We start from the raw sequence: 12,070 nt of genomic DNA, 5'->3' as shown, positions 1-12,070 counted from the left end.
TGCCACCGGCCTTTTTCTGTTGTATATGCTATAGAGTCTGGTTTGCACGCGCAGGTTGGTTTTAGACCTGCAACCGGTTACCAGAGTCTTTGTTTAAGACGGCGCGAAAAGCCGAGCAATTCGGCCCCGAAGCAGAACATTGGTTGCTTCTTGATACCAGGTATCAGGTCTAAAGCTGGGGAATGCAGATGACTTACTCCTACACTGAAAAAAAGCGGATTCGCAAAGATTTTAGTAAATTGCCCTCCGTGATGGATGTCCCCTATTTGCTGTCTATTCAGCTGGATTCATTCCGGGACTTCCTGCAAATGGAAGCCGCCCCTGGAGATCGTCGGGAAACCGGTCTTCATGCAGCATTCAAATCCGTATTCCCGATTGCCAGCTATTCTGGCAATGCTGCGCTCGAGTACGTGAGCTACCGCATTGGTGAGCCCGTATTTGATGTCAAGGAATGCCAGCTTAGAGGCGTAACATACGCGGCGCCGCTGAGAGTGAAAGTCCGCCTTATCATTTACGATAGGGAATCGTCCAATAAGGCGATCAAGGACATCAAGGAACAAGAAGTTTACATGGGCGAAATGCCCCTGATGACTGAGAACGGTACCTTCGTTATCAACGGTACTGAGCGTGTTATTGTTTCCCAGCTCCACCGCTCTCCCGGTGTGTTCTTTGATCATGATAAAGGTAAGACTCATTCATCCGGTAAGCTGTTGTACTCAGCCCGGGTGATTCCTTACCGTGGTTCGTGGCTCGACTTCGAGTTCGACCCAAAAGACGCCGTATTCGTTCGCATCGATCGCCGGCGCAAGTTGCCTGCGTCCATTCTTCTGCGCGCGCTTGGATATACCTCCGAGCAGATGCTGGAAATGTTCTTTGAGACGAGCAAGTTCACCCTGGCTGCAGAGCATTGTAAGCTTGAGTTGGTGCCAAGCCGGCTTCGCGGTGATATTGCAACGTTTGATATCAAAGATAACGACGGCAAGCTAATCGTTGAAGAAGGTCGCCGGATCACGGCCCGTCATATCAAGCAGCTCGAAAAGGCTGGTATTGACGAGCTGGAGGTTCCCACCGAGTATCTGTATGGCCGTGTTTTGGCAAAGGATATGGTGGATCAGGCCACGGGCGAGATGCTGGTTGAGTGTAATACTGAGCTCAGCGATGAGGTTGTTACCAAGATTCTGGATGCTGGCGTAACAGACATCGAGACTCTTTATACCAACGACTTGGATTGCGGCCCGTTCATGTCCGATACCCTGCGTATCGACCCGACCCGCAGCCCGCTGGAAGCTCTGGTAGAGATCTACCGCATGATGCGCCCCGGGGAGCCACCCACTAAGGATTCGGCAGAGAACTTGTTTAACAACCTGTTCTTCTCTGAGGAGCGCTACGACCTGTCTGCGGTAGGTCGGATGAAGCTTAATCGTCGTCTGCGCCGGGAAGAGAGTACCGGTGAAGGCACGTTGACTCACGAAGACATAATCGATGTCCTCAAGACCCTGATCGATATCCGTAATGGACAGGGTAACGTAGACGATATCGATAACCTGGGTAACCGCCGTGTGCGTTGCGTAGGCGAGATGGCAGAAAACCAGTTCCGTGTGGGCTTGGTACGGGTCGAGCGCGCTGTGCGCGAGCGTCTGAGCTTGGCAGAAAGTGAAGGCCTGATGCCTCAGGATCTGATCAACGCGAAACCGGTTGCCGCTGCTGTTAAGGAATTCTTCGGATCCAGTCAGCTGTCCCAGTTTATGGATCAGAACAACCCACTGTCCGAGGTGACGCACAAGCGTCGGATCTCGGCTCTTGGGCCTGGTGGTTTGACCCGTGAACGCGCTGGTTTTGAAGTTCGAGATGTTCACCCGACCCACTATGGTCGCGTGTGCCCAATCGAGACGCCAGAAGGCCCGAACATCGGTCTTATAAACTCGCTGGCTACCTACGCACGTGCTAACTCTTACGGCTTCCTCGAGAGCCCGTACAGAAAAGTTGTGGGCGGTCTGGTAACCGATGAGCTGGTTTATCTGTCGGCTATCGAAGAGAGCAATTACGTTATCGCCCAGGCCAGCGCGGCTATGGACGATGGCAAGCGGTTGATGGACGAGCTGGTAACGGTGCGCCATCAAAACGAAACAACGGTTATGCCTCCTGAAAGCGTTAATTTCATGGACGTATCACCGCGTCAGGTTGTGTCTGTTGCGGCCTCATTGATTCCGTTCCTTGAGCACGATGACGCTAACCGGGCTTTGATGGGCGCGAACATGCAGCGCCAGGCTGTTCCGACGCTACGCTCCCAGGTGCCTTTGGTAGGTACCGGTGTTGAGCGCACAGTTGCGCAGGATTCCGGCGTTTGTGTGTCTGCTCGCCGTGGCGGTGTCATCGAAAGCGTTGATGCGGCTCGTATCGTGGTGCGTGTTAACCACGAAGAGACCGAGGCGGGTGATGCTGGTGTGGATATCTATAACCTCACCAAGTACACCCGTTCAAACCAGAACACCTGTATCAACCAGCGCTCAATTGTTCGTCAGGGTGATGTCATTGCCCGTGGTGATGTGCTGGCAGATGGGCCTTCTGTGGATCTCGGTGAGCTGGCCTTGGGTCAGAACATGCGTATCGCATTCATGCCCTGGAACGGTTACAACTTTGAGGATTCCATCCTTATCTCCGAGAAAGTGGTGCAGGAAGATCGCCTGACCACCATCCACATTCAGGAATTGACCTGTGTGGCTCGTGATACCAAGTTGGGCAGCGAAGAGATCACCGCGGACATTCCGAACGTGGGTGAGAGCGCCCTGGCCAAGCTGGATGAGTCTGGTATTGTTTACATAGGTGCTGAAGTAGGTGCTGGAGACATTCTGGTAGGCAAGGTAACACCGAAAGGTGAAACCCAGCTGACCCCGGAGGAAAAGCTGTTGAGAGCCATCTTTGGTGAGAAGGCGTCTGATGTAAAAGACACCTCCTCCCGTGTGCCAACTGGCACCCGCGGTACCGTTATCGATGTACAGGTCTTTACCCGTGACGGTATCGAGAAAGATCAGCGTGCTCAAGCTATTGAGAAAGAGCAGCTGAATCAGTATCGCAAAGACTTGAAGGACGAGTACCGCATCGTTGAGGGTGCGACGTTTGAGCGTCTGTTGAACGCACTGAAGGGTCAGTCTGTAATCAGTGGTCCGGGCCTGAAAAAAGGCGCCAGCCTTGAGGAAGGCTACCTGGCTGAACTGCCACGTTCAGACTGGTTCAAGCTGCGCATGCAGGACGAAAGCCTGAATGAGCTGCTAGAGAAGTCTGAGCAGGGGCTTGAGGAGCGCAAGAAAGAACATGACGCGCGCTTTGATGATAAAAAAGGCAAGCTACAACAGGGTGATGATCTTGCGCCTGGCGTTCTGAAGATCGTTAAGGTTTACCTCGCGATCAAGCGTCGTATTCAGCCTGGCGACAAGATGGCGGGCCGTCACGGTAACAAGGGTGTTATCTCTGCGGTGATGCCGATCGAGGATATGCCGTATGATGAGTTCGGCAATACCGTTGATATCGTTCTGAACCCGCTGGGTGTTCCCTCGCGGATGAACGTAGGTCAGGTTCTCGAGACCCATCTGGGTGCGGCAGCAAAAGGCCTGGGCGAGCGCATCGGCAGAATGCTGGATGAGCAGCGTAAGGTTGCAGAGATACGCAAGTTGCTTGACGAGATCTACAACCACTCTGATGAGGTGTTCAAGGTCGATCTGGACTCCCTGAGTGACAAGGAAATCCTTGAGATGTCCCACAACCTGCGCGGTGGTGTTCCCATGGCCACGCCGGTGTTTGATGGTGCAGAGGAAGCCGAGGTCAAGCATATGCTTGAACTGGCCGGCCTCAGCACAACGGGGCAGAACATGTTGTACGACGGCCGCACAGGTGACCGCTTCGATCGTCCGGTGACTGTAGGATATATGTATATCCTCAAGCTCAACCACTTGATCGATGACAAGATGCACGCCCGTTCCACCGGCTCATACAGCCTGGTTACTCAGCAGCCGCTGGGTGGTAAGGCGCAGTTCGGTGGTCAGCGTTTCGGTGAGATGGAAGTGTGGGCCCTTGAGGCTTACGGCGCAGCGTATACGCTGCAGGAAATGCTCACCGTTAAGTCTGATGACGTGAACGGCCGGACTAAGATGTACAAGAATATTGTCGATGGTGATCATCGCATGGAGCCCGGCATGCCGGAGTCCTTCAACGTTCTTGTTAAGGAGATCCGTTCGTTGGGTATCGACATCGAGCTGGAATCTGAGTGAGCCGAATTGTTTTTGGCAGCGTGAGCGGGCACCTGGTGTGCCCGCCCGAGATTAACGCCATCCGGAGCTTTTACTGATGAAAGATTTGCTGAATCTTCTCAAGAGCCAGAACCAAAGCAAGGAATTTGATGCCATCCGTATTGGGCTGGCATCACCGGAAATGATCCGGTCCTGGTCCTTTGGTGAAGTTAAGAAGCCTGAGACCATTAACTACCGTACGTTCAAGCCAGAACGTGATGGTCTTTTCTGTGCCAAAATTTTCGGTCCAATCAAAGACTACGAATGCCTGTGTGGCAAGTACAAGCGCCTCAAGCATCGCGGTGTGATCTGCGAGAAATGTGGTGTTGAAGTTGCACTGGCAAGCGTCCGTCGTGAGCGCATGGGACATATTGAGTTGGCCAGCCCGGTCGCTCACATATGGTTCCTGAAGTCACTGCCTTCCCGTATCGGTTTGATGCTGGACATGACGCTGCGTGACATAGAGCGCGTGCTTTATTTCGAGTCGTTCATTGTGATCGATCCAGGCATGACCACGCTTGAGCGTGGACAGTTGCTGAACGATGAGCAGTACTACGAAGCGCTGGAAGAGTTTGGTGACGAGTTTGACGCCCGCATGGGTGCCGAAGCTGTTAAAGAGCTGCTTGAAGGCATTGAGCTGCAGGAGCAAGTTGACACACTGCGGGAAGAGATTCCTCAGACCAACTCCGAGACCAAGATCAAAAAATTCAGCAAGCGCCTGAAAATACTTGAGGCCTTCCTGTATTCCGGCAACAAGCCAGGCGACATGGTGATGACCGTGCTGCCGGTTCTGCCACCAGATCTGCGTCCGCTGGTTCCTTTGGATGGTGGTCGATTCGCGACCTCGGATCTGAACGATCTGTACCGTCGGGTAATCAACCGGAACAACCGTCTCAAGCGTCTGCTTGAGCTGAATGCTCCGGACATCATCGTGCGTAACGAAAAGCGCATGCTGCAGGAGGCGGTAGACGCCCTGTTGGATAACGGTCGTCGTGGTCGTGCCATCACTGGCACCAACAAGCGCCCGCTTAAATCCCTGGCAGACATGATCAAGGGCAAGCAGGGTCGTTTCCGTCAGAACCTGCTGGGTAAGCGAGTCGACTATTCCGGCCGTTCCGTTATTGTTGTGGGGCCTTATTTGCGCCTGCACCAGTGCGGTCTGCCGAAGAAAATGGCACTTGAGCTGTTCAAGCCGTTCATATTCTCCAAGCTTGAGCATCGTGGCTTGGCCACGACCATCAAAGCCGCCAAGAAAATGGTTGAGCGTGAAGAGGGTGTTGTCTGGGATATCCTGGATGAGGTTATTCGTCAGCACCCAATCATGCTAAACCGCGCACCGACTCTTCACCGCTTGGGTATTCAGGCGTTTGAGCCGGTACTGATTGAAGGTAAGGCCATTCAGTTGCACCCGCTTGTGTGTGCGGCGTACAACGCCGACTTCGACGGTGACCAGATGGCGGTACACGTACCGCTGACCCTGGAAGCTCAGCTCGAAGCCCGTGCGCTGATGATGTCTACCAACAACATCCTGTCGCCTGCAAACGGTGAGCCCATCATCGTGCCGTCCCAGGACGTTGTACTTGGCCTCTACTACATGACTCGTGAGCGTAAGAGTGCGCTTGGTGAGGGCATGGTATTTGCCGATGTCAAAGAAGCTCACCGTGCATACGGTGCTGGTCAGGTAGATCTGCAGGCTATTGTTAAGGTGCGGGTAAAGGAAGTTGCCATACTGGAAAGCGGCGAGCGTACTGAAGAGTACAAGATCGTGGACACCACGGTTGGTCGCGCTTTGCTGTTTGACATTGTTCCAGACGGCCTTTCCTATGACCTGGTCAACAAGCCAATGGTCAAGAAAGCAATCTCGAACCTGATCAACACTTGCTACCGGGATGCTGGACTGAAGGAAACGGTTATCTTCGCGGATCAGCTCATGTATATGGGTTACCACTACGCGACGGTGTCCGGTATTTCAATCGGCTTCAATGACTTCGAGATTCCTCCGGAGAAGTATGAGCTGGTAGACGCCGCGACCCAAGAAGTGAAGGATATCGAGTCTCAGTACGCGTCGGGTCTGTTGACCCAGGGTGAGAAGTACAACAAGGTTATCGATATCTGGTCGCGCGCAAACGACAAGGTTTCGAAGGCCATGATGGAGCGCCTCGCCAAAGAGAAAGTCATTGGCTCCGACGGCAAGCCCGTCAAAGGTGAAGATGGCGAAGATCTCATGCAGGAGTCGTTTAACTCCGTGTATATGATGGCCGATTCCGGTGCTCGTGGCTCGGCAGCCCAGATTCGTCAGTTGGCTGGTATGCGTGGCTTGATGGCTAAGCCGGATGGCTCAATCATCGAGACGCCAATCACCGCCAACTTCCGTGAAGGCTTGAACGTACTTCAGTACTTTATCTCGACCCACGGTGCTCGTAAGGGTCTGGCTGATACTGCATTGAAGACCGCTAACTCCGGTTATCTGACGCGTCGCTTGGTTGATGTGTCCCAGGATCTGGTTGTTACCGAAGTAGATTGCGGAACCGAAGAAGGCTTGTTGATGACGCCGCACATCGAAGGCGGCGACGTGGTTGTGCCTTTGGGTGCTCGTGTGCTGGGCCGTGTGACTGCCCGGGATGCGTTTACTCCTATAGACAAAGACAACGCCGTTGTTCCTTCCGGCACGCTGCTGGACGAGAAAATGATTGAGGCCCTTGAGGGTGCCGGTGTGGACGAGGTTTGGGTGCGCTCTGCGATCACCTGTGAGACCCGTCATGGCATCTGTTCGAAGTGCTACGGTCGTGATCTTGCTCGGGGCCATCGTGTAAACGTTGGTGAGGCTGTGGGTGTTATCGCTGCACAGTCCATTGGTGAGCCGGGTACCCAGCTGACCATGCGTACGTTCCACATTGGTGGTGCTGCGAGCCGGGCGTCTGCTGTCGATAGCATTCAGGTCAAGCATGGCGGTACGGTACGTCTGCACAACCTGAAATCGCTCGAGAAAACAAACGGCTCATTGGTTGTTATTTCGCGTTCCTCTGCGTTGGCGATCGCCGACGATCAAGGGCGTGAGCGCGAGTGGTACAAGCTCCCTTATGGTGCGGTGCTGTCTGTGAAGCACGGTGATGCAGTTGAGGCGGGTGTTGTGGTTGCCAAATGGGATCCACACACTCACCCAATTATCGCGGAAGCGGAAGGTACGGCCCAGTTTGTTAACATGGATCAGGGCATTACCGTGCGTACCCAGACTGACGAGCTTACCGGCTTGTCGACCATGGAAATCATCGATCCGAAAGAGCGTCCGGCGGCAGGTAAAGATATTCGCCCGGCAATCCAGATGATTGATGAGTCAGGTAATGACGTTGATCTTCCGGGTGGCGGTGCGGCAATCTTCTTCATGCCAGCGAACGCCCTGGTCACAATGGCCAATGGTGCTCGTATTGAGCTGGGCGACGTGGTTGCACGTATTCCTCAGGCGAGCTCTAAAACCCGTGATATCACGGGTGGTCTGCCAAGGGTTGCCGATCTGTTCGAGGCGCGTCGACCGAAAGAATCGTCGATCCTTGCCGAGATCAGCGGCATGATTTCTTTCGGTAAGGAAACCAAGGGTAAGAAGCGCTTGGTAATCACTCCGAAAGATTCAGATCCTTATGAGGTTCTGATTCCCAAGCATCGCCAGATGAACGTATTCGAAGGCGAAACCGTTGAGAAGGGCGAAGTGATTTCTGACGGGCCGTCCAACCCGCATGACATATTGCGGTTGTTGGGGGTGGTTGCGTTGGCCAAGTACATTACCAACGAAATCCAAGACGTGTATCGCCTGCAGGGTGTAGTAATCAACGACAAGCACATCGAAGTGATTGTTCGTCAGATGCTGCGCAAAGTAGAGATCAGCGATCCCGGCGATACCCAGATGATTTCTGGCGACTCTGTAGAAATTAACAGAGTGCTGGAAGCCAACGAAGCAGCGGATGTAGCTGATAAAGAGCCGGCTCGGTTCGAGCGTTTGCTGTTGGGTATTACCAAGGCCTCTCTGGCGACTGAGTCGTTTATCTCGGCAGCTTCGTTCCAGGAAACAACCCGTGTACTTACCGAAGGCGCGGTGACAGGCAAGCGTGATTACCTGCGTGGTCTGAAAGAAAACGTTGTGGTTGGTCGACTGATTCCTGCGGGAACGGGTTTGGCTTATCATGCCGAGCGTCGCCGTAAACGCGAACTGGAAGAGCAGGGCGTTACTGCGGCCGACGTTGAAGAAGCTCTGAGCGCAGAACTCAACCGCGGAGGTTGAGGTCGGCAGGCCGTCTCCGTGTAGTTACTTACGCGGAGGTGGTTAAAAAGAGTACAGTCGTCTTGACTGTCCAGGGTCGCGGGCTTAAACTTGCGACCCTTAATTTTACCCCCTTTATTGGGGGTAAGTTTCATTGATATGGTTTTTTGGAGTTTGCTTACATGGCAACGATTAATCAGTTGGTGCGTAAGCCTCGTAAGCGCAAGGTAGCCAAGAGCGATGTTCCTGCTCTTCAGGCATGCCCTCAGCGCCGTGGCGTATGCACTCGTGTGTATACCACAACGCCGAAGAAGCCGAACTCAGCACTGCGTAAAGTGTGTCGTGTTCGTCTGACCAACGGCTTCGAGGTTTCCTCATACATTGGTGGTGAAGGTCATAACCTTCAGGAGCACAGTGTAGTGCTTATCCGTGGTGGTCGAGTAAAAGACCTTCCGGGTGTGCGTTATCACACTGTTCGCGGAACACTGGACACCCAAGGTGTACAGAACCGTAAGCAGGGTCGCTCCAAGTACGGAACAAAACGTCCCAAGTCCTGATATCCCAAGCGGGTGTCTTTTATCGTTGCTTGTCAGAACGGTAAGAGTAAGGCTGAGTAGCGTATGGCTATCTCAGGGGTTCCTGAAGACCTTTTAATTAAATAAGGGCTTATCGATGCCTAGAAGAAGAGTTGCAGCTAAACGGGAAATTATCCCGGATCCCAAATTCGGCAGTGCGCGTCTTGCCAAGTTTATCAACCACGTGATGGAGAGCGGCAAGAAGGCTGTTGCAGAGCGCATTGTGTACGGTGCTCTGACAATCGTTGCCGAGAAATCTAAGGAAGAGCCGGTCGAGATGTTCGAGAAGGCCCTGGAGAACATTCAGCCGATGGTTGAGGTTAAATCCCGTCGTGTGGGTGGCGCTACTTACCAGGTGCCGGTAGAAGTACGGCCTTCCCGTCAGAACGCGCTGGCTATGCGCTGGCTCGTAGAGTTTTCACGGAAGCGCGGCGAGAAGTCTATGGCGCAGCGTCTGGCTGGTGAAATTCTTGATGCCGCTGACAGCAAAGGTTCCGCTGTTAAGAAGCGTGAAGACGTACACCGCATGGCAGAGGCCAACAAGGCGTTCTCTCACTTCCGTTTCTAATCAGTCGAGGTTTATACAGTGGCACGCAAAACTCCGATTAAACGTTACAGAAACATTGGTATCGTTGCGCACGTGGATGCGGGCAAAACCACCACGACCGAGCGTATTCTTTATTACACCGGTCGTAGTCACAAGATGGGTGAAACCCATGATGGCGCATCTACTACTGACTGGATGGCCCAGGAGCAGGAGCGGGGTATTACTATTACTTCTGCTGCTGTTACCACCTTCTGGCAGGGTATGGATAAGCAGTTCGACAAGCACCGTATCAATGTTATTGATACTCCGGGGCACGTAGATTTCACCATCGAAGTTGAGCGCTCCTTGCGTGTTCTTGACGGCGCTGTGGTTGTTTTCTGTGGATCTTCCGGCGTTGAGCCGCAGTCTGAGACCGTATGGCGTCAGGCGAATAAGTACGAAGTTCCCCGCATCGTGTTCGTTAACAAAATGGACCGTGCAGGTGCAGACTTTCTGCGTGTAGTTGCGCAGATCAAGAAGCGCCTGGGTGCTACTCCGGTTCCGCTGCAGCTACCGATTGGGGCTGAAGAGAACTTCAACGGCGTTGTCGACCTGCTTCGCATGAAAGCGATTTACTGGAACGGCGACGATCAGGGTATGACCTACGAGCTAGGCGATATTCCTGAAGACATGGCGGACGAAGTTGCCAAGTATCGCGAGTTCTTGGTCGAGGCAGCTGCGGAAGCCAATGATGAGTACATGGTGAAGTACCTTGAAGAAGGTGAGCTGACCCTGGAAGAGATCAAGAAAGGCCTTCGTGCGCGCACTATTGCTAACGAAATCGTTCTTGCCTGCTGTGGTTCGGCCTTCAAGAACAAGGGTGTTCAGGCAGTGCTGGATGCTGTTATCGAATACTTGCCGGCTCCGGATGAAGTTAAAGCCATTCGCGGTGAAGTAGACGAAGACGGTACCGAGGAAACGCGGCCGGTTGATGATAAGGCACCGTTCGCGGCGCTGGCGTTCAAGATTGCCACCGATCCATTTGTGGGTTCTTTGACGTTCTTCCGTGTGTATTCCGGTACCCTGGAATCAGGTAACGCGGTGTATAACTCGGTTAAAGGCAAGAAAGAGCGTGTGGGCCGTATGGTTCAGATGCACGCTAACGACCGGGAAGAAATCAAGGAAGTTCTTGCGGGTGACATTGCTGCGGCAATCGGCCTGAAGAACGTGACCACTGGCGACACTTTGTGCGACGAGAATCACAAAATCATCCTTGAGCGTATGGAGTTCCCGGAGCCGGTTATTTCGGTTGCGGTTGAGCCTAACTCCAAGGCAGATCAGGAAAAGATGGGCGTTGCCCTGGGCAAATTGGCTCAGGAAGATCCGTCTTTCCGCGTTCGTAGCGATGAAGAAACCGGCCAGACGATTATTTCTGGTATGGGTGAGCTTCACCTGGATATTCTTGTCGACCGTATGCGTCGCGAGTTTAATGTGGAGGCAAACATCGGTAAGCCGCAGGTTGCGTACCGTGAGTGTATCCGCAAATCTGTAGACGTCGAGGGTAAGTTCGTTCGTCAATCCGGTGGTCGTGGTCAGTATGGTCACGTTAAAGTCAGGATTGATCCGCTGCCGCTTGACGTGGAAGATGGCGAGAACTTTATCTTCGTAAACGAAATCGTTGGCGGCGCTGTTCCCAAGGAATACATCCCGGCGGTTCAGCAGGGTATCTTGGAGCAGATGCAGAACGGCTGTCTGGCCGGCTATCCGCTGCTGGGTATCAAGGCAACCTTGTACGACGGTTCGTACCACGACGTGGACTCCAACGAAATGGCGTTCAAGGTCGCGGGCTCCATGGCGATGAAAAAAGGCGCGCTGGAAGCGAACCCGGCTCTACTTGAGCCGATGATGAAGGTAGAGGTTGTAACGCCTGAAGACTACATGGGTGACGTGGTAGGCGATTTGAACCGTCGTCGCGGCCTTATTCAGGGTATGGAAGACGGTCCAGCTGGCAAGACTGTGAATGCCGAAGTTCCGTTGTCGGAAATGTTTGGTTATGCGACTGACCTGCGCTCTGCGACACAGGGCCGCGCGTCATACGCAATGGAGTTCTCGCGGTATGCGGAAGCCCCAAACAACATTGCCGAAGCAATCATTAAAAAGGGTTGATACCCAGGACTTAAGTAACAGGAAGAGGTGTAACTGTGTCTAAATCTAAATTCGAACGTAAAAAGCCGCACCTGAACGTGGGCACTATTGGTCACGTAGACCATGGTAAGACGACTCTGACCGCTGCTCTGACCCGTGTATGTCACGAAGTTTGGGGTACGGGTTCTGCGAGTGCATTCGATCAGATCGATAACGCACCGGAAGAGCGTGCGCGTGGTATTACCATCGCGACCTCCCACGTTGAGTATGATTCACCGGCACGCCACTA

Annotated in this window: 6 protein-coding genes; all 6 read left to right on the top strand. The window is 53.4% G+C overall.

Translation table 11 applies throughout. The features are described 5' to 3' along the window. Positions 1-188: 188 nt before the first annotated feature. Positions 189-4,265: a DNA-directed RNA polymerase subunit beta gene (gene rpoB, locus BCA33_RS16335; protein WP_071267522.1), complete on the top strand. Its 4,077-nt coding sequence runs from the start codon at positions 189-191 to the stop codon at positions 4,263-4,265. 76 nt (positions 4,266-4,341) lie between these two features. Beyond that, positions 4,342-8,556 carry a DNA-directed RNA polymerase subunit beta' gene (rpoC, locus tag BCA33_RS16330; RefSeq protein ID WP_071267520.1) on the top strand — a complete coding sequence of 1,405 codons (4,215 nt, stop codon included), beginning with the start codon at positions 4,342-4,344 and terminating at the stop codon, positions 8,554-8,556. 161 nt (positions 8,557-8,717) lie between these two features. Continuing rightward, complete coding sequence (gene rpsL, locus BCA33_RS16325; protein ID WP_018405045.1) at positions 8,718-9,092, top strand: 30S ribosomal protein S12; 375 nt, start codon at positions 8,718-8,720, stop codon at positions 9,090-9,092. Between the two features lie 115 nt (positions 9,093-9,207). Next, positions 9,208-9,678 carry a 30S ribosomal protein S7 gene (gene rpsG / locus BCA33_RS16320; RefSeq protein WP_071267518.1) on the top strand — a complete coding sequence of 157 codons (471 nt, stop codon included), beginning with the start codon at positions 9,208-9,210 and terminating at the stop codon, positions 9,676-9,678. 18 nt (positions 9,679-9,696) lie between these two features. After that, on the top strand, positions 9,697-11,802 hold the full coding sequence (fusA, locus tag BCA33_RS16315) for an elongation factor G (RefSeq protein ID WP_071267516.1): 2,106 nt from the start codon (positions 9,697-9,699) through the stop codon (positions 11,800-11,802). 35 nt (positions 11,803-11,837) lie between these two features. Then, on the top strand, positions 11,838-12,070 hold a 233-nt coding region (locus BCA33_RS16310; RefSeq protein WP_254774512.1), incomplete at its 3' end, for a GTP-binding protein.

The sequence above is a fragment of the Marinobacter sp. AC-23 genome, assembly GCF_001858325.1.
Classification (GTDB): Bacteria; Pseudomonadota; Gammaproteobacteria; order Pseudomonadales; family Oleiphilaceae; genus Marinobacter.
The sequence above is the reverse complement of the archived record's forward strand: the minus strand, read 5'-3'. Positions and strand labels throughout refer to the sequence as shown.